The 26,824-nt window shown below is 70.3% G+C and carries 23 protein-coding genes; 5 read left to right on the plus strand and 18 right to left on the minus strand.

What is annotated here, in order from left to right; translation table 11 throughout:
- Positions 1-15: 15 nt before the first annotated feature.
- Positions 16-1,107 carry a tartrate dehydrogenase gene (locus tag ACFWE1_RS14725; protein WP_376934162.1) on the plus strand — a complete coding sequence of 364 codons (1,092 nt, stop codon included), beginning with the start codon at positions 16-18 and terminating at the stop codon, positions 1,105-1,107.
- A gap of 13 nt (positions 1,108-1,120) precedes the next feature.
- Complete coding sequence (locus tag ACFWE1_RS14730) at positions 1,121-2,617, plus strand: amino acid permease (RefSeq protein ID WP_376934163.1); 1,497 nt, start codon at positions 1,121-1,123, stop codon at positions 2,615-2,617.
- Between the two features lie 83 nt (positions 2,618-2,700).
- On the opposite strand, the gene nrdF is transcribed toward ACFWE1_RS14730, so the two are convergent.
- From nrdF to ACFWE1_RS14770, 8 genes are all read right to left on the minus strand, one after another.
- The gene (nrdF, locus tag ACFWE1_RS14735) at positions 2,701-3,720 is read right to left on the minus strand and encodes a class 1b ribonucleoside-diphosphate reductase subunit beta (protein WP_376934164.1); all 1,020 of its coding nucleotides are present in this window, start codon (positions 3,718-3,720) and stop codon (positions 2,701-2,703) included.
- A 25-nt stretch (positions 3,721-3,745) separates the two neighbouring features.
- Entirely contained in the window at positions 3,746-5,851 is a 2,106-nt protein-coding gene (gene nrdE, locus ACFWE1_RS14740) for a class 1b ribonucleoside-diphosphate reductase subunit alpha (protein ID WP_376934165.1), read from the minus strand.
- Between the two features lie 32 nt (positions 5,852-5,883).
- Complete coding sequence (nrdI, locus tag ACFWE1_RS14745; RefSeq protein WP_376934166.1) at positions 5,884-6,303, minus strand: class Ib ribonucleoside-diphosphate reductase assembly flavoprotein NrdI; 420 nt, start codon at positions 6,301-6,303, stop codon at positions 5,884-5,886.
- A gap of 57 nt (positions 6,304-6,360) precedes the next feature.
- The gene (gene nrdH / locus ACFWE1_RS14750) at positions 6,361-6,594 is read right to left on the minus strand and encodes a glutaredoxin-like protein NrdH (protein ID WP_189085724.1); all 234 of its coding nucleotides are present in this window, start codon (positions 6,592-6,594) and stop codon (positions 6,361-6,363) included.
- A 311-nt stretch (positions 6,595-6,905) separates the two neighbouring features.
- Positions 6,906-8,330: an acyltransferase gene (locus ACFWE1_RS14755; RefSeq protein WP_376934167.1), complete on the minus strand. Its 1,425-nt coding sequence runs from the start codon at positions 8,328-8,330 to the stop codon at positions 6,906-6,908.
- A 175-nt stretch (positions 8,331-8,505) separates the two neighbouring features.
- Entirely contained in the window at positions 8,506-9,177 is a 672-nt protein-coding gene (locus ACFWE1_RS14760; RefSeq protein ID WP_376934168.1) for a response regulator, read from the minus strand.
- Positions 9,174-10,508 carry a sensor histidine kinase gene (locus ACFWE1_RS14765; RefSeq protein WP_376934169.1) on the minus strand — a complete coding sequence of 445 codons (1,335 nt, stop codon included), beginning with the start codon at positions 10,506-10,508 and terminating at the stop codon, positions 9,174-9,176. Before ACFWE1_RS14765 ends, ACFWE1_RS14760 begins: the two co-directional genes overlap by 4 nt.
- A gap of 87 nt (positions 10,509-10,595) precedes the next feature.
- Entirely contained in the window at positions 10,596-11,180 is a 585-nt protein-coding gene (locus tag ACFWE1_RS14770; protein ID WP_376934170.1) for an HhH-GPD-type base excision DNA repair protein, read from the minus strand.
- Between the two features lie 141 nt (positions 11,181-11,321).
- On the opposite strand from ACFWE1_RS14770, the gene ACFWE1_RS14775 reads away from it, so the two are divergent.
- Entirely contained in the window at positions 11,322-11,696 is a 375-nt protein-coding gene (locus ACFWE1_RS14775; RefSeq protein WP_243570897.1) for a VOC family protein, read from the plus strand.
- Between the two features lie 142 nt (positions 11,697-11,838).
- Here the strand turns inward: ACFWE1_RS14775 and ACFWE1_RS14780 are convergent, their stop codons facing one another.
- The 4 genes from ACFWE1_RS14780 to ACFWE1_RS14795 all read right to left on the minus strand — a co-directional run bounded on the left by ACFWE1_RS14780 (position 11,839) and on the right by ACFWE1_RS14795 (position 17,249).
- On the minus strand, positions 11,839-12,960 hold the full coding sequence (locus tag ACFWE1_RS14780) for a substrate-binding domain-containing protein (protein WP_376934171.1): 1,122 nt from the start codon (positions 12,958-12,960) through the stop codon (positions 11,839-11,841).
- Between the two features lie 96 nt (positions 12,961-13,056).
- On the minus strand, positions 13,057-14,451 hold the full coding sequence (gene mmsB, locus ACFWE1_RS14785; protein ID WP_376934172.1) for a multiple monosaccharide ABC transporter permease: 1,395 nt from the start codon (positions 14,449-14,451) through the stop codon (positions 13,057-13,059).
- Positions 14,448-15,995, minus strand: a complete 1,548-nt coding sequence (gene mmsA / locus ACFWE1_RS14790) for a multiple monosaccharide ABC transporter ATP-binding protein (protein WP_376934173.1) — start codon at positions 15,993-15,995, stop codon at positions 14,448-14,450. The genes mmsB and mmsA overlap by 4 nt, the downstream gene beginning before the upstream one ends.
- A 171-nt stretch (positions 15,996-16,166) precedes the next feature.
- On the minus strand, positions 16,167-17,249 hold the full coding sequence (locus ACFWE1_RS14795) for a LacI family DNA-binding transcriptional regulator (protein ID WP_376934174.1): 1,083 nt from the start codon (positions 17,247-17,249) through the stop codon (positions 16,167-16,169).
- Positions 17,250-17,651: 402 nt separating this feature from the next.
- On the opposite strand from ACFWE1_RS14795, the gene ACFWE1_RS14800 reads away from it, so the two are divergent.
- A complete protein-coding gene (locus tag ACFWE1_RS14800; RefSeq protein WP_376934175.1) occupies positions 17,652-18,290 on the plus strand; it encodes a hypothetical protein in 639 nt (212 codons plus the stop codon).
- 8 nt (positions 18,291-18,298) lie between these two features.
- Complete coding sequence (locus ACFWE1_RS14805; protein WP_376934176.1) at positions 18,299-18,595, plus strand: hypothetical protein; 297 nt, start codon at positions 18,299-18,301, stop codon at positions 18,593-18,595.
- Between the two features lie 3 nt (positions 18,596-18,598).
- On the opposite strand, the gene ACFWE1_RS14810 is transcribed toward ACFWE1_RS14805, so the two are convergent.
- The 6 genes from ACFWE1_RS14810 to ACFWE1_RS14835 form a co-directional block, all read right to left on the minus strand.
- Positions 18,599-20,026: an MFS transporter gene (locus ACFWE1_RS14810; RefSeq protein WP_376934177.1), complete on the minus strand. Its 1,428-nt coding sequence runs from the start codon at positions 20,024-20,026 to the stop codon at positions 18,599-18,601.
- Between the two features lie 34 nt (positions 20,027-20,060).
- On the minus strand, positions 20,061-21,026 hold the full coding sequence (locus tag ACFWE1_RS14815) for a cyclase family protein (protein ID WP_376934178.1): 966 nt from the start codon (positions 21,024-21,026) through the stop codon (positions 20,061-20,063).
- Positions 21,023-22,375 (minus strand): APC family permease, encoded by a 1,353-nt coding sequence (locus tag ACFWE1_RS14820; protein ID WP_376934179.1) that lies wholly within the window; start codon positions 22,373-22,375, stop codon positions 21,023-21,025. The genes ACFWE1_RS14815 and ACFWE1_RS14820 overlap by 4 nt, the downstream gene beginning before the upstream one ends.
- Positions 22,376-22,595: 220 nt before the next feature.
- Positions 22,596-23,759: a cystathionine gamma-synthase gene (locus ACFWE1_RS14825; RefSeq protein WP_376934180.1), complete on the minus strand. Its 1,164-nt coding sequence runs from the start codon at positions 23,757-23,759 to the stop codon at positions 22,596-22,598.
- 57 nt (positions 23,760-23,816) lie between these two features.
- Positions 23,817-25,184: a cystathionine beta-synthase gene (locus tag ACFWE1_RS14830; RefSeq protein ID WP_376934181.1), complete on the minus strand. Its 1,368-nt coding sequence runs from the start codon at positions 25,182-25,184 to the stop codon at positions 23,817-23,819.
- 119 nt (positions 25,185-25,303) lie between these two features.
- The gene (locus ACFWE1_RS14835) at positions 25,304-26,773 is read right to left on the minus strand and encodes a sugar porter family MFS transporter (RefSeq protein ID WP_376934182.1); all 1,470 of its coding nucleotides are present in this window, start codon (positions 26,771-26,773) and stop codon (positions 25,304-25,306) included.
- Positions 26,774-26,824: the final 51 nt, after the last annotated feature.

Consider the following 26,824-nt stretch of genomic DNA (forward strand, 5'->3'; position numbering starts at 1 on the left):
ACGGAGGACCCGAAGATGACCACCAGCTACACCGTCGACGTGATCGCCGGCGACGGCATCGGCACCGAGGTCGTGCCGGCTGCGATCGCCTGCGTCGACCGGGCGGCCGAGCTGCACGGGTTCCGCATGGACTGGCGGCACCGTGCCTGGGGCTCCGACCACTACCGTCGGCACGGCTCGATGATGCCGCACGACGGCCTCGAGCAGCTGCGCGACGGTGACGCCATCTTCCTCGGTGCCGTCGGGACGCCCGACATCAAGGACGACGTCACCCTGTGGGGGCTCCTGATCCCGATCCGGCGGGCGTTCCACCAGTACGTGAATCTCCGGCCGGTCAAGACCGTCCCCGGTCGTTCCGGCCAGGAGCTCGACCTGCTCATCGTGCGCGAGAACGTCGAGGGCGAGTACTCGGAGATCGGCGGACGCCTCGGGCGGGGCACGCCGGACGAGATCGCCGTGCAGGAGTCCGTGTTCACCCGCCGCGGCATCGAACGCGTGACGCGCTTCGCCGTCGCCCGCGCCGCCGAACGGGGCGGCACCCTGATCTCGGCGACCAAGTCGAACGGCATCATCCACACCATGCCGTTCTGGGACGAGGTGGTCGCCGAGGTCGCGGCCGAGGGCGGCGTGCGGGTCGACAGCGTGCTGATCGACGCACTCGCGGCACGCTTCGTGCTCGCCCCCGACTCGATCGACGTCGTCGTCGCGTCGAACCTCTTCGGCGACATCCTCTCCGACCTCGCCGCTGCGGTCGCGGGCTCGATCGGCATCGCACCGAGCGCGAACCTCAATCCCGAGCGCGAGTGGCCCTCGCTGTTCGAGCCCGTCCACGGCTCGGCCCCGGACATCGCGGGCCGGGGCGTCGCGAACCCGACGGCGGCGATCTGGTCCGCCGCGATGATGCTCGACCACCTGGGCGAGACGGCCGCGGGCGCGGCAGTGCACGACGCCTGCTTCGGCACCCTCGCCGACGGGATCGCGACCGGCGACCTCGGCGGCACCGCCACGACGGCGGAGTTCACCGAGGCGGTCCTCGACCGGCTCGGTCGCCCCGAGAGCCCCCACCCAACCCCCGCCGCGGCAACGTCGCCGCGGCACCGACCCTGAAGGAGCGTTCAGCATGGCACGCAACTCCCCGACATCGAAGTCGCGGTACGACCAGCCGGTCTCGCCGGCCACCTCGGCCGGCCTCGCCATCGATGCCCGCACCCCGAGCAAGAAGCTGCGCACGAGGCACGTGACGATGATCACGCTCGGCGGCATCATCGGCGCGAGCCTCTTCGTCGGCTCGGCGAACATCATCCGGGCGGCCGGACCCGCCGCCACCCTCTCCTACCTGGCCGGCGGCCTCCTCGTGTTCCTGGCGATGCGGATGCTGGGCGAGATGGCCGCCGTCCGGCCGACGGTCGGCTCCTTCATGGAGTACGCGCGCGTCGGGCTCGGCGATTGGGCGGCCTACCTCGTCGGATGGCTCTACTGGTACTTCTGGGTCGGTGTCATCGCGTACGAGGCGGTGGTCGGCGGCGGGATGATCAACGGCTGGTTCCCCGACATCCCCGCCTGGGCGGGCTCCCTCGCCCTGCTCGCGATCTTCGTTACGACGAACCTGATCTCCCTCAGGTCGTTCGGCGAGACCGAGTTCTGGCTCGCGAGCATCAAGGTGGTCGCGATCGTCGTCTTCCTCGGCGCCGGCGTGCTCTACGCCTTCGGCCTCTGGCCGGACAGCACGTTCTCGATCGGCAACCTCTGGGAGCACGGCGGCTTCATGCCCAACGGCTTCGGGGGCGTGATCTCCTCGGTGGCCCTGGTGCTCTTCTCCTACTTCGGCACCGAGATCGCCGTGATGGCGGCCGCCGAGTCCGAGGACCCCGCGAAGGGCGTACGGCAGGCGGCCAACACCGTGATCTGGCGCGTCATGCTCTTCTACGTCGGCTCCGTGCTCGTCATCGTGACGCTCGTGCCGTGGAACGAGTTGCCCGCGCCGGACGTCGTCGCGCCGTTCACCTACATCTTCTCGATGTTCGGCATCCCGGGCGCCGAGACGATCATGAGCCTCGTGATCTTCACCGCGGTCATCTCGGTGCTGAACTCCGGCACGTACTCGGCGTCCCGCATGTTCGCCGCCCTCTCCGAGCAGCGACTCGCCCCGGCCGCCGTCGCCAAGCGCTCGAAGCGCGGAGTTCCCGCGCTCGCGGTGATCGCCTCGACCATCGGCGGGCTCATCGCCACCGTCGTGAACTTCCTCGCCCCGAGCTCGGGCATCTACGACTTCATCATGAACTCCACCGGGCTGGTGGCGCTCTTCGTCTACGTGTTCATCGCGGTCACGCAGTGGCGCCTGCGGGCCGCGATGACCCCCGAGGAGAAGGCGCAGCTGAAGCTGAAGGTGTGGCTGTTCCCCTGGGTCAACATCCTCGTGATCCTCGGCGCCATCGGCATCGTGGGCATCATGCTGACGACCGAGAGCGGACGCACGCAGGTGCTCACGAGCTTCATCGCCGCGGGCGCGCTCGTGCTCTTCTGGCCGCTGGTGCGCCGCCGTCTGCGGCGCGCGCCGGCGCCGGTGCCGGCGGACGCGAGCTCCGGCGGCGAGCACGCGAGCCGCCCGGCGGAGTAGCCGCAGCCCCGACTGCGGGCCCCGAACACGACGAGGGGGCGGATGCCGAAGCATCCGCCCCCTCGTTCGCGAGAAGCAGGGAGTTAGAAGTCCCAGTCCTCGTCCTCGGTGTTGACCGCCTTGCCGATGACGTACGACGAGCCCGACCCGCTGAAGAAGTCGTGGTTCTCGTCGGCGTTCGGCGACAGCGCCGAGAGGATCGCCGGGTTCACGTCGGTGACCGACTTGGGGAACATCGGCTCGTAGCCGAGGTTCATGAGCGCCTTGTTGGCGTTGTAGTGCAGGAACTTCTTGACGTCCTCGGTGAGGCCGACGCCGTCGTAGAGGTCCTGCGTGTACTGCACCTCGTTGTCGTAGAGCTCGTAGAGCAGCGAGAAGGTGTAGTCCTTGATGTCCTCGCGCTCGGCCTCGCTCACGAGCTCCAGCCCGCGCTGGAACTTGTAGCCGATGTAGTAGCCGTGCACGGCCTCGTCGCGGATGATGAGGCGGATGAGGTCGGCCGTGTTGGTGAGCTTCGCCCGGCTCGACCAGTACATCGGGAGGTAGAAGCCGGAGTAGAACAGGAAGCTCTCGAGCAGGGTCGAGGCGACCTTGCGCTTGAGGGGCGAGTCGCCGCGGTAGTACTCCATCACGATGGAGGCCTTCTTCTGCAGGTTCTCGTTCTCGACCGACCAGCGGAACGCGTCGTCGATCTCCTTCGTCGAGCAGAGCGTCGAGAAGATCGAAGAGTAGCTCTTCGCGTGCACCGACTCCATGAAGGCGATGTTGGTGTACACGGCCTCCTCGTGCGGGGTCAGCGAGTCGGGGATGAGCGAGACCGCGCCGACGGTGCCCTGGATCGTGTCGAGCAGGGTGAGGCCGGTGAACACGCGCATCGTGAGCTGCTGCTCCTCGGGCGTCAGCGTGTTCCACGACTGGATGTCGTTCGACAGCGGCACCTTCTCGGGCAGCCAGAAGTTGTTCACCAGGCGGTTCCAGACCTCGAGGTCCTTGTCGTCCTGGATCTTGTTCCAGTTGATCGCGTTGACGTGGTCGACGAGCTTGATCTTGCCGACGTGCGCCGGGTCGTTCTTCGCGGAGTTGACCGGATAGGTGAGAGTCATCGGTGGGGGTCCTTCGTTCCAGCCGTTAGAGCGTGCAGCTCACGCACATGTCGAGCTCGGTGCCTTCGAGGGCCATCTGCCGCAGGCGGATGTAGTAGATGGTCTTGATGCCCTTCTTCCACGCGTAAATCTGCGCCTTGTTGATGTCGCGGGTCGTCGCGGTGTCCTTGAAGAAGAGGGTGAGCGAGAGGCCCTGGTCGACGTGCTGCGTCGCCGCGGCGTAGGTGTCGATGACCTTCTCGTAGCCGATCTCGTAGGCGTCCTGGTAGTACTCCAGGTTGTCGTTCGTCATGAAGGCGGCCGGGTAGTACACGCGCCCGAGCTTGCCCTCCTTGCGGATCTCGATCTTCGAGGCGATCGGGTGGATCGACGCCGTCGAGTTGTTGATGTACGAGATCGAGCCGGTCGGCGGCACCGCCTGCAGGTTCTGGTTGTAGATGCCGTGCTCCTGGATGGAGGCCTTGAGCTCGCGCCAGTCGTCCTGCGTGGGGATGTGCACGCCGGAGTCGGCGAACAGGCCGGCCACCTTCTCGGTCGCGGGCACCCACTCCTGCTCGGTGTACTTGTCGAAGAACTCGCCCGAGGCGTACTTCGAGTCGGCGAAGCCGTCGAACACCTCGCCGCGCTCGATCGCGATCTTGTTCGAGGCGCGCAGCGCGTGGAACAGCACCGTGTAGAAGTAGATGTTCGTGAAGTCGACGCCCTCTTCGGAGCCGTAGAAGATGCGCTCACGGGCGAGGTAGCCGTGCAGGTTCATCTGCCCGAGGCCGATCGCGTGGGACTTGTCGTTGCCGTCCTCGATGGAGCGCACCGAGGTGATGTGGCTCTGGTTCGACACCGAGGTGAGGCCGCGGATGGCGGTCTCGACGGTCTTGCCGAAGTCGGGCGAGTCCATCGTGAGGGCGATGTTCAGCGAGCCGAGGTTGCAGCTGATGTCCTTGCCGATGACGTCGTAGGAGAGGTCCTCGTGGTAGGTCGTCGGCGTGTTCACCTGCAGGATCTCGCTGCACAGGTTCGACATGTTGATGCGGCCCTTGATCGGGTTCGCCTTGTTCACCGTGTCCTCGAACACGATGTAGGGGTAGCCCGACTCGAACTGGATCTCGGCGAGGGTCTGGAAGAACTCGCGCGCGTTGATCTTGGTCTTCTTGATGCGCGCGTCGTTCACCATGTCGCGGTAGTTCTCGGTGAGCGGCACGTCGCCGAAGGGCTTGCCGTAGACCTTCTCGACGTCGTACGGCGAGAAGAGGTACATGTCCTCGTTGTTCTTCGCGAGCTCGAACGTGATGTCGGGCACGACGACGCCGAGGGAGAGCGTCTTGATGCGGATCTTCTCGTCGGCGTTCTCGCGCTTGGTGTCGAGGAAGCGCATGATGTCGGGGTGGTGCGCCGAGAGGTACACCGCACCGGCGCCCTGACGTGCGCCGAGCTGGTTGGCGTAGCTGAAGGAGTCTTCCAGCAGCTTCATCACGGGGATGATGCCGGAGGACTGGTTCTCGATCTGCTTGATCGGCGCACCCGACTCGCGGATGTTCGAGAGCAGCAGGGCGACGCCGCCGCCGCGCTTGGAGAGCTGCAGCGCCGAGTTGATGCCGCGGGCGATCGACTCCATGTTGTCCTCGATGCGGAGGAGGAAGCAGGAGACGAGCTCGCCGCGCTGCGCCTTGCCCGTGTTGAGGAAGGTCGGCGTGGCCGGCTGGAAGCGCCCGCCGATGATCTCCTCGACGAGGTCGATGGCGAGCTGCTCGTCGCCGCGGGCGAGGCCGAGGGCGGTCATCACGACGCGGTCCTCGAAGCGCTCGAGGTAGCGCTTGCCGTCGAACGTCTTCAGCGTGTAGCTCGTGTAGTACTTGAAGGCGCCGAGGAAGGTCTCGAAGCGGAACTTCTTCGAGTAGGCCAGATCGTTGAGCCGCTGGATGAACTCGAAGGAGTACTGGTCGAGGACTTCCTTCTCGTAGTACTCCTTCTCGACCAGGTAGTCGAGCCGCTCCTTCAGCGAGTGGAAGAAGACGGTGTTCTGGTTGACGTGCTGCAGGAAGTACTCGCGTGCCGCCTCGCGGTCCTTCTCGAACTGGATCTCGCCGTTCGGGCCGTAGAGGTTCAGCATGGCGTTGAGGGAGTGGTAGTCCATTCCGCTCGACCCCCGGGGCGCCTCGATCAGAGCTACGCCGTCAGTCGTTGCTGCTGTGCTTGCCAAAATGCGTCCAATCCCTCGTCGACGGCGCGAACGTCGTCTGGTGTTCCGAATACTTCAAAGCGGTAGAGATGCGGCACGGCGCACTTGGCGGCGATGATGTCGCCGGCCAGGCAGTAGCCCGTGCCGAAATTGGTGTTGCCGGCGCCGATGACGCCGCGGATGAGCGCCCGGTTGGCCGGGTCGTTCAGGAACCGGATGACCTGCTTCGGGACGGCGCCATTGCCGTCGCCTCCGCCGTAGGTCGGCACGACGAGCACGAACGGCTCGTCGGCGTGGAGTGGCTCATCGCGGGCGTACAGCGGGATGCGGTCGGCCGGACGGCCGAGCTTCTCGATGAAGCGCTGCGTGTTGCCCGAGACGCTCGAGAAGTAGACCAGGTTCGTCATGTTCCCTCCCTCACGTCGTGCACGGCCGGATCTCGTGGAGCTCACCGACCGCCATGACTACGCGAGGCGGGCGGCCAGCTCGTCGATCTTGTCGGGGCGGAAGCCCGACCAGTGGCCGTCGTCGGTGATGACGACCGGGGCCTGCAGGTAGCCGAGCTCTTTCACCTGCGCGAGCGCCTGCTCGTCGACAGAGAGGTCGAGCACTTCGTACTCGATGCCCTTGCTGTCGAGGGCGCGATACGTCGCGTTGCACTGCACGCAGGAAGGCTTGGTGTAGACCGTGACCGTCATGATTTCCCCTCGTTCTCGAGCCCCTCGGGGAGCTCGCCCCCGGTTTGTAGCTGGTGTCTTCGATACTACATCTTGTGTTCGCCCAGCGGGGCAGCCACAACATGCTGTAGTTACATTCGTGTAGTTATCCACGGGGTTATCCACGAGATTTCCCCAGCCCGACCGCCCCGGATTCAGCGGAAATCCGCCCTTCCGGGCCCTGTTATCCACAACGCTCGGCGCCCCGGAAAAAGTCCTTGTGGACAGTCGCCCCGGCGTGTCGCGGCGTGTCGCCGAGCCCCAATACCTTGGGGCCCTCGCCGGGCCGACCCCTACATCTGGTGTTGTGGGATCAGCTTCCCACCGACCACCGACATTCCGGCCCCGACACGCGCCTCGACCCGCGTCACCAGGGCTGCACGTCCGTGCAGGCGGGGCGGCCGGGCGCCCAGCAGCGCAACTCCGAGCAGCGCGAGCGAGACGAGGGCCGGCACGGGGGCGAAGCCCACCACCAGGGCGGTGCCGACGCCGAGCACCCCGGCCGGCACGGCGAGCCAGGCCGGCACGCGCGGCAGCTCCTCGGCGAGCGCGCGCGCCCGCGGCATCCGCCCCGTCCCCTCGTCACCGTCGCGGCCGGGGCCGCGCGAGCCTCGCTCCCAGCAGGCGAAGGCGCGCACCGCGAGCGCCGTGACGGCCGCGGCGCCCAGCAGCCAGAGCGGCCGCGTCGCCCACCACTCGGCGCTGAGCGGTTCGGGCAGCACCAGGCCGAAGCTCGCGTTCGCCGCGAGCAGGCCGGCGGCGAGCAGCACGAAGGCCGGCAGGTGCCAGAGGTACATCGTCATCCCCCACTCGCCGAAGCTCGCGACCACGCGGGCCGGGCCGCGGCGCTCCGCCCAGCGGCCGAGGGGCCGGCGCACGAGCGAGAACAGGGCGAGCTGCGCCGTGCCGAGCAGCACGAGGCAGATCGTCGGCGGGTTGAGGTTCTGCAGCAGGTCCGGCGTGTACGGGCCGGAGAGGGTGATCGCGAGCAGCCCGCCCAGGGCGCAGCCCGCGAGCCGCAGGCGCGCGGCGACCGGCATCCGGTCGACCGTCCCATCGGCGAGCAGGAAGCCGAGCTGCTGCATCGCGAGCCACACGAAGGCGAGGTTCAGGAAGCCGAGCGCCTCGATCCCGGTGGCGAAGCGCAGCGCGTCCACCGCGACGACGGCGCCGACGAGCGCGCCGATCGTGACGCCCGGCCGCCACTCGTGCAGGCGCACCATGAGCGGCACGAGCGCCGAGGCGCCGAGGTAGACGGCGAGGAACCAGAGCGGCTGGCCGATCCGGAACGAGGCCGTCTGCACGATCTCGGCCGGCACGCCGGCCGCGGCGAGCCCGGCGAGCGCGAGCCCCACGACGGCGACGAGCGGCACGGCGGGGCGCACGAGCCGGGTGATCCGGTCGCGCACGAAGCCCGCCGCGTCGACGCCGCGGGCCCGGCGGCGCTGCCACGCGGTCCAGCCGGAGAAGCCGCCGATGAGGAAGAAGAGCGGCATGATCTGCACGACCCAGGTGGCGGGGGCGAGCAGTTCCCAGCCCTCGAGCGCGTTCTCGAGCACCGGGCCGCCGGGGCCGACGCTCACGCCGACCATCATCGCGTGCAGCAGGAACACGACGGCGAGGCATCCGGCCCTGGCCGCGTCGATCGCCGTGTCCCGCGCGGGCTTCGTGCCCGCCGCGCTGCGCTCTGCGGCGCTCGCCTGGATCGTCGCGTCCATCGGGATCCCCTCCGCCGGCGGTCCCTCCCCCGGCTCCCGCAGGCTATGGACGCGGCACGGGCCGGGGCATCACCCGGTGGAACGGTTCGTGCCCCCTACCTCGGTAGGGGGCACGGGGCGGCGGATGGCCCGCCGGTCGGATGCCGCGGGGCGCGCGTTCGGCGCGCCCCGACGCTCAGCGGGCGGGCGAGACGAGGCCGGTGTCGTACGCGAAGACGACCGCGTGCACCCGGTCGCGGAGCCCGAGCTTCTGCAGGATCTTGCTCACGTGCGTCTTCACCGTCTGCTCGGCGATGAAGAGCTCGGCGGCGATCTCCTGGTTCGAGCGGCCCCGGGCGATGCGCACGAGCACCTCGCGTTCGCGCTCGGTGAGCGCCGAGAGCAGGTGCTCGTCGACGGAGCGCGCGGGCGCCTGCTTCGCCACGTCCTCGATGAGACGGCGCGTCACGCTCGGCGCGAGCAGCGCCTCCCCGGCGGCGATCACCCGCACGGCTCTGGCGACCTCGTCGGGCAACGCGTCCTTCAGCAGGAAGCCGCTCGCCCCGGCCCGCAGCGCCTGGTACACGTACTCGTCGATGTCGAAGGTCGTGAGCATGAGCACCCGCGGCACGTAGTCGCTCGATCGCGGCGGGGTCTGCAGGGCGCGGGTGGCCTCGATGCCGTTCATACCGGGCATCCGCACGTCCATGACGATCACGTCGGGCCGCAGCTCGTGCGCGAGCCGCACCGCCTCGGCACCGTCCGAGGCCTGGCCGACGACCTCGATGCCGGGCTGCGCGTCGAGCACGGCGGCGAAGCCCGCGCGCACCATGGCCTGGTCGTCGGCGACGAGCACGGTGATGGTCATCCGGCGGTTCCTCCAGGGCTGGCTTCGGCGGTGACGGGCAGCACGGCGGCCACCCGGAAGCCGCCCGACTCGGTCGGCCCCGTCTCGATCGTGCCACCGACGAGGCGTGCGCGCTCGCGCATGCCGAGCAGGCCGTGCCCGGCGTCGCCGTCGGGGCGTCCCGCGGCGGCGCGATCTCGGCCGGCGGCATCGGCCGCCGCCGTGTTCACGACCTCGACCAGCAGGCGCGTCCCGTCGCCGTGCACCTCGACGGCGGCCTCCGCGCCGGGCGCGTGACGCAGCACGTTGCTGAGCGCCTCCTGCACGATGCGGTACGCGGCCTGGCCGACCGCGGTCGAGACGGGCGCGGTCGTCACGATCCGGGCGTCGACGACGAGCCCCGCGCGGCGCACGCTCGACACGAGCGGTCCGATCTCGGCGAAGCCCGGCTGCGGAGCGGTCTCGGCCTCGGCATCCGGATCCCTGAGCACCGCGAGGAGCTCCCGCATCTCGGCCATCGCCGCCCGCGCGTTCGCGGCGATCTCGCCGAACTCCGCGGTCGCCGCCTCGTCGAGGCCGCTCAGCCGGTACGGGGCGCTCGTCGCCTGCACCTGCACGATCGACATGCGGTGCGCGACGACGTCGTGCAGCTCGCGGGCGATGCGGGTGCGCTCCTCGGCGACGAGCCGGCGCTCGTGCTCGGTGGCGCTCGTGCGGCGCTCCGCCTCGAGCGTGTCGGCGACACGGGCGCGCAGCACCCGCAGGAGCCAGGCGAGGCCGAGCACCCCGGCGCTCACCGCGGCGCCGGTGACGAAGCTCGCCGCGATCGTCGACGGCTCCTCGGCGCGGGCGGGCGGCAGCACCGCCGCGATCGAGCCGATCACGGTGCCGCCCCACAGCACGACGGCCGGCAGGAAGCGGCCGCGCAGGGCGAGGATGACGAGCCCGGCGCAGAGCGCGAGCAGCATCGGCACGCTGATCGGCCAGGGCGCGCCCGGCGGCGGCACGGCGAGCGCGAAGAACGCCGCCTGCCCGCCGAGTCCGGCGATCGCGCCGGGCCACGCCCAGCGCATCGCGAGCGGCAGGCTGCCCGCCGCGAGCAGGGCGACGCCGAAGGCGGCCGCCACGGGCACCTCGTAGAGCGAGGCCGACACCGGCACCAGCACGGAGAACAGCGCGACGGCGACGAAGATCACGGCGAACCAGCTGAGCACGAGGCCCGGCCAGGCATCCGTCTCGGTGAGCCGCGGGCGCCGGCGGACCGTCACCGCCGCGCCCGGCGGCGCCTCCGCGACGGCCGCGACGAAGCCCTCTGGCGGCGCGGGCGCCTGCGGAGCGGCTGGGTCGGTCATGGCACCATGCTCGCATCGGCGGCGGCGCGGGGCATCCCCCGCCGGTGGTGTTCGCGCCCCCTACCGCGGTACGGGGCGCGGTCCCGGTCAGCCCTTCGCGGCCTTCGCCGCCTTCGCCTGCGCCTTCATCTCCTGCTTGTGCGCGCGCACCTTCTGCAGCGACTCGGGGCTCACGATGTCGGCGACCGAGGCGAAGCTGCCCGCCTCACCGTAGGCGCCGGCCGCCTCGCGCCACCCCGGCGCCTCGAGCCCGCACTGCTTGCCGAGCAGCGCGAGGAAGATGCGCGCCTTCTGCTCGCCGAAGCCCGGCAGCGCCTTCAGCCGCTTCAGCACCTCGGCGCCGCTCGGCTCGCCACGCGTCCAGATCGCGCTCGCGTCGCCGCCCCACTCGGACTCGACCGCGGCCGCGAGCTGCTGCACGCGTCCGGCCATCGAACCCGGATAGCGGTGCACCGCCGGCGTCTGCGTGAAGAGCTCGACGAGCCGCTCCGGATCGGTCGCCGCGATCGTCGCCGGGTCGATCGAGCCGAGCCGCTCGCGGATCTTCTCGGGACCGGCGAAGGCGGTCTCCATCGCGACCTGCTGATCGAGCAGCATGCCCGTGAGCAGGGCGAACGGGTCGTTCGAGAGCAGCTCGTCGGCTGACTGCTCCCCCGTGATGTGCAGTGCCATGCCCCCATCCTCGCACCGCCGACCGCGATGGGGGATGGCGGATGTCGGTGGATCGTGCTCGGATGGCCCCGTCGGAGGCCTCGGGCGAGGCCCACGGCCCACCGCATCCCGCGAAACAGAGGAGGCATCATGCCGCTCGAGATGGACGTGAAGATCGAACTCATCCACGTGCCCGTGAGCGACGTCGACCGCGCGAAGGCGTTCTACGTCGAGCAGTGCGGCTTCGTCGCCGACCACGACGTGCGCGTCAGCGAGTCGATGCGCTTCGTGCAGGTGACCCCGCCGGGCTCCGCCTGCTCGATCGCGTTCGGCGAGGGCCTCGGCGGGTCGCTCGCCCCCGGCTCGCTCGACGTCATCCAGGCGGTCATCGCCGACGCGGATGCCGCACTCGCCCAGTTGCGGGCGGCCGGCGTCGATGCGCAGGGCGTCGACGAGCAGGCCTGGGGTCGCTTCGTCACGTTCGCCGACCCCGACGGCAATCGCTGGACCCTGCAGCAGCTGCCGCCGCGCGACTGAGCCGCGCTCGTCGGCGCCCGGGGGCGGACCGGGACACCGCCCACCCCCGGACGCCGACGGCTCCCGCCCCTTCCGGAGCGGGAGCCGTCATGCGGGCTTCGGGTCTGCCCCGGCATCCCTCAGGACGCCGTTGCCGATCCGATCAGCCGGCCTGCTTGACGATGTCGAGCAGGTTCGGGTTGTTCGCGTACGCCTCCGCCGCGTTCTCCTTGGTCACGATGACCGGAGCGAGGAGGTACGCCGGCACGACCTTCACGCCGTTGTCGTACTGCTCGGTGTCGTTGACCTCGACCTCTTCGCCCTTCTGGAGCTGCTGGATCATCTTGATCGTCTGCTCGACGAGGAGCGAGGTGTCCTTGTTGATGGTCGAGTACTGCTCACCGGCCATGATCGACTTCACCGACTCGACCTCGGAGTCCTGACCGGTCACCGTGATCTTCGAGATGTCCTTGCCGGCCTGCTTCGCCGAAGTGATGATGGCGCGGGCGAGGGTGTCGTTCGGCGAGAGCACGCCGTCGATGTTCGCCGAGGTGTAGTTCGCGGCGAGGATCGAGTCCATGCGGCTCTGCGCGTTCTCGGCCTTCCAGCCCTGCGTCGCGGTCTGCTGGATGTCGGTCTGCCCCGAGGCGACGACGAGGGTGCCGTCGTCGATCTTCGGCTGCAGCACGTCCATCGCGCCGTTGAAGAACACGGCCGAGTTCGCGTCGTCCGGCGAGCCCGAGAAGAGCTCGATGTTCCACGGCGCCTCGTGGCCCGAGCGGGCGGCGAGCCCGTCGAGCAGCGCCTGGCCCTGCAGCTGACCCACCTTGAAGTTGTCGAAGGCGACGTAGTAGTCGACGTTCGGCGTGTTCTCGATGAGCCGGTCGTAGGCGATGATCTTCACGCCCGCGTCGGCCGCCTGCTGCAGCTGCGTGCCGAGCTGCTTGCCGTCCTTCGCGCCGATGACGATGACCTTCGCGCCGTTCGTCACCATCGACGAGATCTGGTTCTGCTGCTCGGCGACGGTGTTCGAAGCGGGCGCGTACTGCACGTCGGGGTTGAAGCCGGCCGCCTTCAGGCCGTCCTCGAAGAGCCCGCCGGCGAGCACCCAGTTCTCGCTGGTCTTGTCCGGGAGGGCGATGCCGATCGTCGCGTCGGCCGCGAAGCCGGCCGAGTCGGTCGACTCGCCGCCGCCCGATCCGCCGCCGCGGTCCGAAGAGCAGCCGGAGAGCGCGAGGGCCGCCGCCGCGGCGACCGCGGTGGCTGCGAGAGCGATCTTCTTCATTGATCAGTCACTTTCTCTTGGTGTCCCGGGGCGGCTGCCACGAGAGGGGGAGGTGCGTTCCGGCATCCGCCGCGGACAGTGCGGCGGGGTGCCGGGTCAGAGCCGGGCGACGTCGCGGGGCTCGGACGATTCATTGGTGCCGGAGCTCGGCACGACGGCGGGCGGCTCGGTCGGCCCCTGCTCCTCGAGTCGGGTGCGCCGGCGGCGCGACCACAGCCCGAGGATGGAGGGACGGCCCTGGCTCTTGCTCCACACGTCGACGCCGACGGCGAGCAGCAGCACCATGCCCTTGATGATCTGCACCCAGTCGGCGCCGACGCCGAGCAGCTGCAGGCCGTTGTTCAGGAACGCCATCACCAGACCACCGATGATGGAGCCGATGACGGTGCCGATGCCGCCCGACACCGCGGCGCCGCCGATGAAGACGGCCGCGATGGCGTCGAGCTCCCAGCCGTTGCCGTCCTGCGGGCCGGAGGCGGTGGAGCGGGCGACGAAGATCATGCCGGCGAGCGAGGCGAGCACCGACATGTTCATCATCACGAAGAAGTCGACCCGGCGGTCCTTCACGCCCGAGAGGGTCGCCGCGAGGCGGTTGCCGCCGACCGCGTAGATGTGGCGGCCGAAGACGGTACTGCGCGTGATGAAGGAGTACAGGATAACGAGGAGCACCAGGATGATGCCCGAGATCGGGAAGCTCGTGCCGGGGCGGCCGGTCGCGAAGAGCCACGCGGCCCAGAGGATGACCCCGGCGAGCAGCACGACCTTGACGATGCTGACCCAGAGCGGCGCCTGCGGCGAGCCCATCTTCTTCTGCACGCCGCGCAGGTGCAGCTCGTTGTAGACGATCCACGCGGCGCCGAGCACGCCGAGCGCCATCGTGGCGTAGTTGAAGGCGGAGCCCGGGGCATCCGGCAGGTAGCCCGCGCCGATGTAGGTGAACTCGACCGGCACCGGCGTCGTGGTCGACTGGCCGATCCACTGGTTGCCGCCGCGGAAGATGAGCATGCCCGCGAGCGTCACGATGAACGCCGGCACCCCGACGTACGCGACCCAGAAGCCCTGCCAGGCGCCGACGGCCGCGCCGACGAGCAGACCCAGCACGATCGCGAGCGGCCAGGGCAGGTTCCACTCGGACATGGCCTTGGCGACGATGATGCCGGTGAACGCGGCGACCGAGCCGACCGAGAGGTCGATGTGCCCCATGATGATGACCATCACCATGCCGATCGCGAGGATCAGGATGTAGCTGTACTGGTTCACGACGTTGATGAGGTTCGTCGAGGAGAGGGTGAGGCCCGTCCCCTTGATGAGCCACGTCAGCAGCTGGAAGAGCGCGATGATGACGACGAGGCTGCCGAGGATGCCGAACTGGCGCAGCGTCGACTGGCCGTTGCCGAACATCTTGCGCAGGTCGGCGAAGCCGCCCCGCTTCTCGGGCGTTGCGCCGGTCGTCGTGGCGCCCGTGGGGGTCGCGCCGGTCGGAGTGGTCATGCGTTCGCCTTCTTCTTCGCGGAGGTCATGCTGCGCATGAGCGCCTCCGGGGTCGCCTCGGAAACGGGCAGGTTGTCGGTGATGCGGCCTTCGAAGACCGTGTAGATGCGGTCGGCGATGCCGAGCAGCTCGGGCAGCTCGCTGGAGATGAGGATGACGCCCTTCCCCTGTGCCGCGAGCTGCTGGATGATCGTGTAGATCTCGTACTTGGCGCCCACGTCGATGCCCCGGGTGGGCTCGTCGAGGATCAGCAGGTCGGGGTCGGTGAACATCCACTTCGCGAGGACGACCTTCTGCTGGTTGCCGCCGGAGAGCTTCGCGACGCCCATGTCGACGCTCGGCGACTTGATGCGCAGCTGCTTGCGGTAGCTCTCGGCGACCTGCGACTCCTTGAACTCGTCGACGACGTCGAAGCGGGAGATCTTGCGGAGCTTCGCGGAGACGATGGAGCGCTTGATCGTGTCGAGCAGGTTGAGCCCGAGCACCTTGCGGTCCTCGCTCACGTAGGCGAGGCCGTGGTCGATCGCGGACTCGACGTCCTTCAGCACGATCTCCTTGCCGTCCTTCACGATCGTGCCCGCGAGGTAGGTGCCGTAGGAGCGGCCGAAGATGCTCATCGCGAGCTCGGTGCGGCCGGCGCCCATGAGGCCGGCGAGCCCGACGATCTCGCCGCGGCGCACCTCGAGGTTCGAGCCCTTCGCGACGAGCCGCTCGGGCACCTGCGGGTGCTGGATCGTCCAGTCGCGGACCTCGAAGAACACCTCGCCGATGTGCGGCGTGCGGTCGGGGTAGCGGCTCTCGAGCGAGCGGCCGACCATGCCGCGGATGATCCGGTCCTCGTCGACGTCGCCGCCGTGCACGTCGAGCGTCTCGATCGCGTGGCCGTCGCGGATGATCGTGATCGCGTCGGCGATCTGCTCGATCTCGTTGAGCTTGTGGCTGATCATGATCGACGCGATGCCGCGGCCCTTGAGGCCGAGGATGAGGTCGAGCAGGTGCTGCGAGTCGTCCTCGTTCAGCGCCGCCGTCGGCTCGTCGAGGATGAGCAGCTTCACGTCCTTGGCGAGCGCCTTGGCGATCTCGACGAGCTGCTGCTTGCCGACGCCGAGGTGCTTGATCTGCGTGTCGGGGTCCTCGGCGAGGCCGACGCGGGCGAGCAGGTCGAGGGCCTTGCGCTTCGCGGCCGACCAGTCGATCCGACCGCCGCGGGCGATCTCGTTGCCGAGGAAGATGTTCTCGGTGATCGACAGCTCGGGGATGAGCGCGAGCTCCTGGTGGATGATCGCGATCCCGGCCTGCTCGCTCTGGCGGATGTCCCGGAACTGCACCTCCTCGCCGCGGAAGAAGATCTCGCCGGTGTAGGTGCCGTGCGGATACACGCCGGAGAGCACCTTCATGAGCGTGGACTTGCCGGCGCCGTTCTCGCCGCAGATCGCGTGGATCTCGGCGGGCATCACGGTGAGGGAGACATCGCTCAGCGCCTTCACGCCCGGGAACTCCTTGGTGATGGAGCGCATCTCCAGGATGGGCGGGGGCGCGTTCATCGGCTGCCCGCTCGGGCGCTGGTCGTCATCGACGGAATCACTGATCTGGACCTCGGTGTCAGGGTGTGCTGCTGCGTGTGACGTGATCGTGTGACCGTTCACATCGACACCATGCTGCATCCGCGGGGCGGGCGTGTCAAGCCGGTGCGCCGAACGGGCCCGACGCGCCGCTCAACGTGCGGCGGATGCCGGTCGTGCCGCGACCGGCGCGGTCGAACCGCGCACCACGAGCCGCGGCACGATGTCCTCGACCTCGATCCGCTCGGTGCCGTGCACCTGGTTCAGCAGCAGCGCGACGGCCCGGCGGCCGATCTCGTGGAAGTCCTGGTAGACGGTCGTGAGGGTCGGCGCGACGTGCTTCGCGACCGGGATGTCGTCGAATCCGACGACACTGACGTCGCCCGGCACGTCGAGCCCGGCGTCGCGGAACGCGTGCATGAGCCCGATCGCCATCTCGTCGTTCGCGGCGAACACGGCGGTGAAGTCGCGGCGGCGCACGAGCTCGCTGCCCGCGTAGTAGCCGAAGTCGGCGGTCCAGTCCCCGAGGATCGGCGGATGCAGGCCGAGCTCCGCATCGTCGATCGCCTCGAGGAAGCCGCGCATGCGCGCCTCCGCCTCGATCCAGTCCTGCGGGCCGGCGAGGTGCACGATCTCGCGGTGGCCGAGCCCGATCAGGTGCTGCGTGGCGCGGCGCGCGCCGGTCACCTGGTCGACGGACAGGGCGAGGTGGTCGCGTCGCCCCGTCGACTGGAGGCTCACGAACGGCACCCCGATCGAGGACGCGGCGAGGACCTCGAACACCCGCACCTGCGGGGCGATCACGACGAGCCCCTCGATCGCCTGCAGCATCAGATGCTCGATCGCGTCGGCGATACCGGCGGGCGAGGTGTCCGCGAGGTTCGCGGTGTTCACGTGATAGCCCTGCTCGCGGGCGGCGTCCTCGATGGCCGCGATGCTCGTCGCCGGGCCGTACGTCGTGCTCAGCGCGGCGAGCACGCCGATCGTGTTCGAGCGGCTCGTGACGAGGGTGCGGGCGGCCCGGTTCGGCCGGTACTGCAGCGTCTCCATCGCCTGCAGCACGCGCTCGCGCGTCTCGGGCCGGATGCTCGGGTGATCGTTCAGCACCCGGGAGACGGTCTGGTGCGAGACCTCCGCCAGGCGCGCGACATCGCGGATGCTGGGCGCACGCCCGCGGTCCTGGGGAGGAGACACTGTTCGCCGATCCGGATGTGCACGTTCACATCGCTGTCGCATCCATTATGCACGCCCGGCTCGCGGCGTACAGCTCGACGATGTGACAGTCACAACGGGCGATCGAATCGAATCGACCGGGACCTCCGACGTGAGAGCGCGCTCACCGAATCCGCACGGCGGCATTCGGGCACTTTTTGCGGGTCGCGGCGCCGCCGCACCCGCAAATACTTACCGCGCACCCCGAGCGGCGGGAACGCGGCAGGGCGCTGCAGGTAGGCAGCACACGGGCCCCGCAGGAGCGGCGTGTGGAAAACCGAGTGCACGTCGAAGCACGATGGAGTTAGCTAGTGTTTCCACCTCAAGCTGGAACACTCCATATCGAGGTGGAAACACCTCATCCAGGCGACCGGATCACTCGGCGCCACCACAGAGACAGGAACACACCCGGTGAACACACCCCGAATGACCGCACTGGTCGCAGCGCTCGCGGTTGCCCTCGTCGTGCCGTCGGCACCCGCCCACGCAGAGGAACCCGTCGACCCGCGGCTGCAGGAGTTCACGAGCGCCGTCGGAGTCGACGCGAGCATCGAGAGCGAGCTCGAGGACGCGGTGCAACAGTTGACCCCCTCGGAGCGGGAGGAGTTCCTTTCCACAGCCGCCGAGGACCCCCTCGCCGTGATGGAGCTCACTGCTGTTTCGCCTGCGGACATCGACTCGACCCCGATCGTCGACTCCGGGCGGCCCACCGCGCAGGTGTTCGCAACCGCGTCGAACCGTCGGCTCAACACCGCGAACCAGAGCTACAAGGTGAGCGTGCTCGGAATCCAGACCGGCACCTTCAGCCCCCGCTACCGCTTCGAATCGAACGGCACCGCCGTGACCCGCAACCTCGAGTGCACAGCGTGGTGGTCCGGCTTCTCCGGCTTCTGGTCGATCGCCTCGAGCGCGACGCAGTGGATCTCCGGCGGAAAGGGCACCTGCATCGGGACCCACCGCATGTCGATCGTCGCCAAGGGAAGCATGCTGACGGCCGTCAAAGAGCAGGGGCTCAGCTACAACGGCAAACCGACACTTCTGCGCAACTACATCAAGAATCTCTGAGGCCGCACATGACCATCGAGACGCCACCGCTGCGCGCCCTCCCCCGACCTCGGGACTGGGCGATCGCCGCCACACTGCTCGGCTCCGCCGCCGCCGCACTGGTGACCGCGCTCGGGCTGGTCGCCGGCGGGCTCGCACTGCTCTTCGCGATCCTCCGGCTCCGGCAGCGACCCCCGCGCGCCGCGATCATCCTGCTGAGCGCAGCAATCGCCGTCTGGCTCCTCGTCGCGATCGCGTGCGTGGCCGCCGGACTCGCAGCGACCACCCAGCACGGCACGCCCGAGGTCTTGCTCGAGACCTCCTGAGGCTCAGCCCGCGGCGAGCGGGCGCACCCGCGCGGCGAGCAGCACCGCGACGACGGCGATGGCGAGCGCCACGGCGAAGTCGGGGGCGAAGCCGCCCCACACCACCGCGCTCGACACGAGCGCCGTGATGGCGAGCGCGATCGAGGCGCCGAGCGACTCCGCGATCGAGAGCGCGGCACTGTTGAACCCCTGGGCCGAGACCGGCGAGAGGCTCAGCACCGCGACCGAGAAGCGCGGGTACATGAAGCCCATCGCGCCGCCCGCGAGCGTCCAGGCCACGAAGGCGATCGCGGGGTGCAGGTGCAGCGCGGCGACGGCGAGCACCGCGGCCAGCGCGATCACGAGCAGCGTCGAGCCGGTGACGACGGCCCGCACGTTCGAGATGCGGCCGCCGAGCCGACCCTGCAGCCACGAGGCCGCCGCCCAGCTCACGCCGGCTCCGGTGAGCACGGCGCCCGCGAGGCTCGGCTCGAAGTCGTAGTCCTCGATGAAGAGGTACGGCAGGTAGATCTCGCTGCCGAAGAAGGCGCCCGCCACGACGAGGCGCATGAGCACCGTGGCCGGCAGGCCGCGCGCGGCGCGCAGGGTGCCGGCGGGCAGCAGCGGGCGCACCGCCACGACGACGATCGCGATCGACAGCGCGGCGACGATCCAGCGCAGCGGCGAGTCGAATTCCTTCGCGAGGGAGACGCCGAGCGCGGCCGCGGCGGTGAGCACCGCCCAGCCCACCCGCGAGGGGCTCCACGGCACGGCGGGGTCGCCCTGCACCTCGGCGCGGGCCCGCAGCAGCGGCGGCAGCAGCATCGCCGTCGCGGGGACGACGATCGCGATCACGCCGAGGAAGACCCAGTGCCAGCTCGCCTGCTCGGCGACGAAGCCGGCGACCGCGGGGCCGACGATCGAGGGGATGACCCACGCCGCCGCGAAGCCGGCGAAGACCCGGGCGCGGATGGCCTCCGGGTACACCCGGCCGACGATCACGTAGAGCGGCACAATGACCGCCGCGCCCGCGATGCCGTGCACGAAGCGGCCGACGATGAACACGATCATGTCGGTCGCGGTGCCGGCGATGACGAGGCCGACGACGAAGAGCACGCCGGAGGTCAGCAGCGACGGCAGCGGGCCGTTGCGGTCGGTCCAGTTGCCGGCGATGACCATGCCGATGATGCCCGCCGCGAGCGGCACGGCGAAGGCGAGCGCGTAGAGCGCCTCGCCGTCGAGGTCGCGGGCGACGAGCGGCATGATCGTGGTGACGGCCATCGCCTCGAACGCGGCGAGGAAGATCAGCGCGAACATGCCGATCGAGAGCCACCGGTACGGCCGGGCGAGCGGGCCACCGACGGACGCCGCGGGTGCCGACGCGTCGTTCGCCGTCGACTCGGCGGGCGCCGCGGCGCGAGGTTCGGTGTCGGGGCTCGGGGATTCGCTCACTTCATCGACCCTAGGACTTCAAGCGCCCTTGAGGTCAACCGGCCGCGCCGGGTTCCTCCGTCGGCAGCTCCGCGAAGGCCCGGACTGGGAACGTGCCGAAGCCCTCGACCCGCGGCGGCACCGCCGTGAACCGTGCGCCGCGGGCGGGCAGCCGGTCCAGTCCGGTCAGATGCTCGACGACGTGCACGCCGGCCGCGAGGAGCAGCGAGTGCGCGGGCCGCTCGCCGCCGCCCTCCGTGTCGTCGATGTTCAACGAGTCGATGCCGACGAGCGCGACGCCGGCCGAGACGAGGAAGCGCGCGCCCGCTTCGCTGAGGAACGGCGCCCCCGCGGCGTACGCCGGCGTGCCGAAGTGCCGGCTCCAACCGGTGTGCAGCAGCACGGCCGCTCCCGCGAGCTCGGCGGCCGCGCGCTCGAAGAAGACCTCGGCGGGGATGCCGCGCGTCGCCGCATCCGCGAGGTGCAGCACCTGGGCCGGAAGCCCGACGAGGGTCGAGAGCTCGAGCGAGGCGAGATCGCCGCCGTCCGCGTAGCGGTGGTACGGGCTGTCGAGGTAGGTGCCGGTGTTGCCCGCCATCGTGAGCACGTCGATCGCGAACTCCGTGCCGGGCGCGTACACCTCCCGCGAGGCCGCGCGGGTGAGGTGCGGCGCGATGCTCGGGGCGGGGATGCCGGGGTACGTCACGAGCCCGGCCCGGATCGGGTGGCTGAGATCGACGAGGCGGGATGCCCCGCCGGCGCCGGCCGTGTCGGGCGGCGTGCCGGCCGAGGCATCCGCGGCCACGCCTCGCGAGCCCTTGTGCGCCTCGGCGACGATCTCAAGGCTCGGGAACTCGACCGAGCCGACCAGCGCGAGCCCGAGGTGCCGCACGAGGAGTTCGGCGACCGCGGCCTCGCCGACGTCGGGGCCCGGCACGTCGAGCCGGAATCCGCGGGCGCTCAGCCCGCCGCCGTTGACGAAGGCGATCTCGGCGTCGAAGACGGCCCGGTACTCGGTCATACGCGCTCCTCTGCTCTGTGCACGGATCCTGCGTCGGTGCCGCGCAGCTGCGGGCGCCGGCCTCCGCGCAGGCGCCGCACGACGGTCACGGCGAGCGCGGCGACGGCGAGCAGGGCCGGCACGATGAGATTCGACCCGGCGAGCACGAGCAGGCCCGCGGTGAGCACCGTCGCCACGACGGCGAGCCACCAGCCCACGCTCCAGCGGCGCAGCAGCAGTGTCGCCGCGAGCATGCCGACGAAGTAGATCGCGACCATGTTGCTGGTGTGGATCAGGATGAACGCGCCGAGCGCGCCGCCGTTCGCGACGACGAGCATGAAGTACCCGAGCGAGACGACGCCGGTGAGGGCGAGCGCCCGCCGGGGCACCTCGCCGCCCGCGGCGCCCTTCGCGAAGTACCGGGGCAGGTCGCCGTCGCGACCGAGCGCGGCGCCGAGGTTGCCGAAGGCCGGCAGGTAGGCGTTCATGACGCCCACGGTGACGATGACGGCGATCGCGGCGACGATGGCCGGGCCGATCCCGGGCAGCACGACGTCGACGAGGTCGATGAGCGGCACGACGCCCCGCCCGGCGCGCTCGCCGAGCACGCCGACGGTGACGAACTGCAGCGCGAGGTAGCCGACGCCGACCACGACGATCGCGATCGCGGTCGCGATGGGGATGACACGGCGCGGGTTCCGGAACTCCCCAGCGATGTGAGTGCCGACCTCCCAGCCGGCGAACGCCCACACGAACAGGCTGATCGCCGTGCCGACCCCGGCCCAGCCGTTCGGCAGGAACGGCGTGAAGGCGGCCGCCTCGACGTGCGGGAAGGTGAGCACGACGACCGCGACGACGACGGCGAGCAGCAGCGCCGTGAGCACGAGCTGCACCCAGCCGGCGACGCGCACGCCGAACCAGCTGATGACGTAGGGCGGGACGAAGATCGCCGCGGCGATGAGCGGCACGGCCGAGCGGTCGACCCCGAGGGCCGCGACGACGTACTCGCCGCAGAGCAGCGTGACGACGGGCGCGCCGACGCAGACCCCGAAGTAGAACCAGTACCCGGTCATCCGCGCGACGGTGTCGCCGAGCGAGCGGCGGGCGTAGCTCGCGACGCCGCCCGGGTCGGGGAAGCGGGCGGCGAGCGCCGCGAAGGTCCCGGCGAGCGGGATCGACAGCACGAGCACCGCGGCGACGGCGAGCACCGAGGCGGGGCCGGCGGCGGCCGCCGCGAGACCGGGGAGGGCGAGGATGCCGGTGCCGAGCACGCTCGCGATGTAGAGCGCCGTGCCCTGCCCGAGGCCGAGGGTGCCGTGGCCGGCGGCCGGGGTCTCCGGTGCGGTCGCGGGGTGCTGCGTCGAGGTCACCCGCACAGTCTGGCGCACGGGGCATCCACTCCGCGCTGGCAGGAGTGACACCCTCAGTGCATATCCTGCCAAGCTCCGACCGCAGCCCACCTCGCGTCTCGCGCCCGCTCTTCACCGCCACGCGGGAGGAGATCGGCGCGGTGGGAGGATCGCTCGCGCCGGATCATCCTCCCGACGGCACGATCTCCTCCCGCGGGGGTCCGGGAGGACCGGCGGATGCCTAGAGCCGCGCGAGCGTCTGGTCGATGTCGGCGAGCAGGTCGTCGACGTCCTCGATGCCGACCGAGAGCCGCACGATCGACTCCGGCACCTCCGCCTCCGTGCCGCGCACCGAGGCGTGCGTCATCTCGGAGGGGTAGTTGACGAGCGACTCGACGCCGCCGAGCGACTCGGCCAGCTGGAACAGCTCCGTCGACTCCGCGAAACGGCGGGCCGACTCGCCGCCGCCGGCGAGCTCGATCGAGAGCATGCCGCCGAAGCCCGACATCTGCCTGCCGGCGAGCTCGTGGCCGGGGTGCGACTCGAGACCCGGGTAGTAGACGCGGGCGATGCCCGCGTGCTCCTCGAGCCTGCGGGCGATCGCGAGGGCGTTCTGGCTGTGCCGCTGCATCCGGATGCCGAGGGTCTTGATCCCGCGCGAGGTGAGGAACGCGTCGAACGGCCCCGACACGGCGCCCGCCGCGAACTGCGTGAACTGCACCCGCTCGTGCAGCTCGTCCTGGCCGGGCGCGAAGACGACCGCGCCGCCGATCACGTCGGAGTGCCCGCCGAGGTACTTCGTGGTCGAGTGCACGACGACGTCGGCGCCGAGGGCGACCGGCTGCTGCAGCGCGGGGCTCGCGAAGGTGTTGTCGACGACGACGATGAGGCCCGCCTCGTGGCCGAGCTCGGCGAGCGCGGCGACGTCGGAGATCTTCATGAGCGGGTTCGAGGGCGTCTCGATCCAGAGCACCTTCGTCGCGCCCGGCTCGATCGCCGCGCGCACGAGGTCGAGGTCGCTCGTGTCGACGGTCGAGTGCCGCACGCCCCAGGCGCCGTGCACCCGGCGGATGAGCCGGTGCGTGCCGCCGTAGACGTCGTTGCCGATCACGACGTGGTCGCCGGGAGCGAGCACGGTGCGCAGCAGCGCGTCCTCGGCGGCGAGGCCGGAGGCGAAGGAGAGCGCGTGGGCGCCGCCCTCGAGCGCGGCGAGCTGGGTCTCGAGCGCGGTGCGCGTCGGGTTGCCGCCGCGCGAGTACTCGTAGCCGCCGCGGAGGCCGCCGATGCCGTCCTGCACGTAGGTGGAGGTGGCGTAGATGGGCGGGATCACCGCGCCCGTCGTGGGGTCGAAGGCCTGGCCGGCGTGGATGGCGCGGGTGTCGAAACGGGCGTCGTCGGAGTTCATGATGGAGTCGCTTTCGAATGGTTCGGAGAGACCGAGGGGCTGCGCCGCAGCCCGGGGTCAGTGGGAGAGGTAGCCGAGCAGGTCGCTGCGGGTGACGACCCCGAGCGCCTTGCCGCCGTCGGTGACGAGCATGGCCGGCGCGTCGGTGAAGGCCTGCCGCGCCGCGGCGACGGGCTCGTTCACGCCGATCAGCGGCAGCGGGGCGCCGAGCACCTGGCCGATCTCGTCGGTGAGCTTCGCCGCGCCGGAGAAGACGCGCTCGAGCAGCTCGTCCTCATGCAGCGCGCCGAGCACCTCGCCGAGCACGACGGGCGGTTCGTGCCCGACGACGACGAGCTGCGAGACGCCGGTCGCGGTCATCTTGTCGATCGCGTCGCGCACGGTGTCCTGCGGGAAGACGTGCACGAGCGGCTCGGTGCGGTCGGCCTTCGCGGCGAGCAGATCGGCGACGGTGTGCCCGCTCGGGGCGTTGCCGAAGCCGTAGGCGCGCAGCCACTTGTCGTTGAAGATCTTGCCGAGGTAGCCGCGGCCGCCGTCGGGCAGCAGCACGACGAACACGTCGTCGGGCCCGGCCTTCGCGGCGGCCTCGAGCGCGGCGACGACCGCCATGCCGCTCGAGCCGCCGACGAGGATGCCTTCCTCGCGGGCCAGCCGCCGGGTCATCGCGAACGACGCGGCGTCCGAGACCTCGATGATCTCGTGCGGCACGGCGGGGTCGTAGGCCGTGGGCCAGAAGTCCTCGCCGACGCCCTCCACGAAATAGGGCCGGCCGGTGCCGCCGGAGTAGACCGAGCCCTCGGGGTCGGCGCCGATGATGCGCACCCGCTCGCCCGAGACCTCGCGGAGGTAGCGGCCGGTGCCCGTGATCGTGCCGCCCGTGCCGACGCCCGCGACGAAGTGGGTGACCCGGCCCTCGGTGTCGCGCCAGATCTCGGGCCCGGTGGTCTCGTAGTGCGAGCGGGGCCCGTTCGGGTTCGAGTACTGGTCGGGCTTGAACGCGCCGGGGATCTCGCGGACCAGACGGTCCGAGACGCCGTAGTACGACTCCGGGCTGTCGGGCGCGACGGCCGTCGGCGTCACGACGACCTCGGCCCCGTAGGCGGTCAGCACGTTGCGCTTGTCCTCGCCGACCTTGTCGGGGCAGACGAAGATGCAGCGGTAGCCGCGCTGCTGCGCCACGAGGGCGAGGCCGACGCCGGTGTTGCCGCTCGTGGGCTCGACGATCGTGCCGCCCGGCTTCAGCTTGCCCTCGCGCTCGGCCGCGTCGATGATGCGGCCGGCGATGCGGTCCTTCGAGGAGCCGCCGGGGTTCAGGTACTCGAGCTTCACGAGCACCGTCGCCTGCGTCACGCCCTCGGTGACGCGCGAGAGCTTGACGAGCGGGGTGTCGCCGACGAGGTCGACGATCGATTCTGCGTACTTCATGGCCGTGTTCATTCCTCGTGTGGGGTGCGTCGCATCGATCGGATGCCGCGCGCGACGCGATGAATAGGGGTCGCGGAGCTCAGCGACAACAACACAGCGAGAAGTTCACGCTCGACAGCCTAGCCGGTCGCCTCGACTCGGCGCTTGGCCGATCCCTTCGCGGGGAAGAGCGTCTCGGACTCCTCGAGCGACATGCCGTTGGTCTCCGGCACCTTGAGGAAGACGAAGAGGAAGGAGAGCGCGGCGAACAGCGCGTACATCCCGTAGGTGAAGAGCAGCGAGAAGTCGCTGAGCGCGGGGAAACTGACCGTGATGAGGAAGTTCGCGACCCACTGCGCGGCCGCGGCGAGCCCGAGGGCGCGGGCGCGGATGCGGTTCGGGAAGATCTCGCCGAGCAGCACCCAGACGAGCGGTCCCCACGAGAAGCCGAAGAAGACCACGAACAGGTTCGCGGCGACGAGTGCGACCGGGCCCCAAACGCCGGGCAGCGAGACCTCGCCGTCGACTGTCACGGCGTTCGCGAAGGAGAGCGCCATCGCCGCGAGCGACACCGTCATGCCCGCCGAGCCGACGAGCAGCAGCGGCCGTCGGCCGACCCGGTCGACGAGGGCGATCGCGACGAAGGTGACGACGATGTTCGTCACGGAGGTGATCACCGAGATGAGCAGCGAGTTCGACTCGTCGAAGCCGACCGCCTTCCAGAGGGTCGTCGAGTAGTAGAAGATCACGTTGATGCCGACGAACTGCTGGAAGACGCTCAGCAGGATGCCGATCCAGACGATGCCCTGCAGCCCCAGCACAGGCCCGCGCAGCGCGCCCTTCCGCTTCGCGTAGGCGTCCTGCTGCATCGAGTCGTGGATGTCGCGGATGGCCCGGTCCACTTCGCTCGGCTGGATGCGGGCGAGCACCTCCTTCGCCTTCTCCTCCTTGCCGATCTTGACGAGGAAGCGCGGCGACTCCGGCAGTGTGAGCGCGAGCAGCCCGTAGACGAGCGACGGCACGATGCAGGCGAGGAACATCCAGCGCCAGGCCTCGATCCCGAACCAGAACAACTCGGACGCGCCGCCGGCGGCCGTCGCGAAGAGCGCGTCGGAGAGCAGCGCGGCGAAGATGCCGAACACGATCGCGAGCTGCTGCAGCGAGGCCAGTCGTCCGCGTGCCTTGCGCGGTGAGATCTCGGCGATGTACGCGGGCGCGACGACCGAGGCGATGCCGATGCCGACGCCGCCGATGAGGCGCCAGACGATGAGGTCGACGACCCCAAAGGCGAAGCCGGAGCCGAGCGAGGAGACGAGGAAGAGGATGGCCCCGAGCACCATCACGGGGATCCGGCCGAAGCGGTCGGCCAGCCGGCCGGCGAGCTCGGAGCCGACGGCGCAGCCGAGCAGGGCGCTCGCGACCGCGAAGCCGGTCACGCCGGCGCTCAGCTCGAACTGGTGCTGGATGGCGTCGACGGCCCCGTTCACGACGGAGGAGTCGAAGCCGAAGAGGAAGCCGCCGACCGCGCCGGCGGCCGCGAGGCCGATCACCTTCGCGTTGAGCCCGTCTCCCCCGGTGCCGGCCTGCGGCTCGGCTGCTGCGCTGGTCATCTCGCTCCCCTCGCTCGCCGGCCCACCCCGGCGTCGGGCACAGACTATGCC

This window comes from Agromyces sp. NPDC060279 (assembly GCF_042726785.1).
GTDB lineage: Bacteria > Actinomycetota > Actinomycetes > Actinomycetales > Microbacteriaceae > Agromyces.

What these genes read in the sequence shown, in the direction of transcription:
- ACFWE1_RS14725 (WP_376934162.1), top strand. Translation starts at nt 16, where the DNA reads ATGACCACCAGCTACACCGTCGACGTGATCGCCGGCGACGGCATCGGC.
- ACFWE1_RS14730 (WP_376934163.1), top strand. Translation starts at nt 1,121, where the DNA reads ATGGCACGCAACTCCCCGACATCGAAGTCGCGGTACGACCAGCCGGTC.
- nrdF (WP_376934164.1), bottom strand. Translation starts at nt 3,720, where the DNA reads ATGACTCTCACCTATCCGGTCAACTCCGCGAAGAACGACCCGGCGCAC.
- nrdE (WP_376934165.1), bottom strand. Translation starts at nt 5,851, where the DNA reads ATGGACTACCACTCCCTCAACGCCATGCTGAACCTCTACGGCCCGAAC.
- nrdI (WP_376934166.1), bottom strand. Translation starts at nt 6,303, where the DNA reads ATGACGAACCTGGTCTACTTCTCGAGCGTCTCGGGCAACACGCAGCGC.
- nrdH (WP_189085724.1), bottom strand. Translation starts at nt 6,594, where the DNA reads ATGACGGTCACGGTCTACACCAAGCCTTCCTGCGTGCAGTGCAACGCG.
- ACFWE1_RS14755 (WP_376934167.1), bottom strand. Translation starts at nt 8,330, where the DNA reads ATGGACGCGACGATCCAGGCGAGCGCCGCAGAGCGCAGCGCGGCGGGC.
- ACFWE1_RS14760 (WP_376934168.1), bottom strand. Translation starts at nt 9,177, where the DNA reads ATGACCATCACCGTGCTCGTCGCCGACGACCAGGCCATGGTGCGCGCG.
- ACFWE1_RS14765 (WP_376934169.1), bottom strand. Translation starts at nt 10,508, where the DNA reads ATGACCGACCCAGCCGCTCCGCAGGCGCCCGCGCCGCCAGAGGGCTTC.
- ACFWE1_RS14770 (WP_376934170.1), bottom strand. Translation starts at nt 11,180, where the DNA reads ATGGCACTGCACATCACGGGGGAGCAGTCAGCCGACGAGCTGCTCTCG.
- ACFWE1_RS14775 (WP_243570897.1), top strand. Translation starts at nt 11,322, where the DNA reads ATGGACGTGAAGATCGAACTCATCCACGTGCCCGTGAGCGACGTCGAC.
- ACFWE1_RS14780 (WP_376934171.1), bottom strand. Translation starts at nt 12,960, where the DNA reads ATGAAGAAGATCGCTCTCGCAGCCACCGCGGTCGCCGCGGCGGCGGCC.
- mmsB (WP_376934172.1), bottom strand. Translation starts at nt 14,451, where the DNA reads ATGACCACTCCGACCGGCGCGACCCCCACGGGCGCCACGACGACCGGC.
- mmsA (WP_376934173.1), bottom strand. Translation starts at nt 15,995, where the DNA reads ATGAACGCGCCCCCGCCCATCCTGGAGATGCGCTCCATCACCAAGGAG.
- ACFWE1_RS14795 (WP_376934174.1), bottom strand. Translation starts at nt 17,249, where the DNA reads ATGCGACAGCGATGTGAACGTGCACATCCGGATCGGCGAACAGTGTCT.
- ACFWE1_RS14800 (WP_376934175.1), top strand. Translation starts at nt 17,652, where the DNA reads ATGACCGCACTGGTCGCAGCGCTCGCGGTTGCCCTCGTCGTGCCGTCG.
- ACFWE1_RS14805 (WP_376934176.1), top strand. Translation starts at nt 18,299, where the DNA reads ATGACCATCGAGACGCCACCGCTGCGCGCCCTCCCCCGACCTCGGGAC.
- ACFWE1_RS14815 (WP_376934178.1), bottom strand. Translation starts at nt 21,026, where the DNA reads ATGACCGAGTACCGGGCCGTCTTCGACGCCGAGATCGCCTTCGTCAAC.
- ACFWE1_RS14825 (WP_376934180.1), bottom strand. Translation starts at nt 23,759, where the DNA reads ATGAACTCCGACGACGCCCGTTTCGACACCCGCGCCATCCACGCCGGC.
- ACFWE1_RS14830 (WP_376934181.1), bottom strand. Translation starts at nt 25,184, where the DNA reads ATGAAGTACGCAGAATCGATCGTCGACCTCGTCGGCGACACCCCGCTC.
- ACFWE1_RS14835 (WP_376934182.1), bottom strand. Translation starts at nt 26,773, where the DNA reads ATGACCAGCGCAGCAGCCGAGCCGCAGGCCGGCACCGGGGGAGACGGG.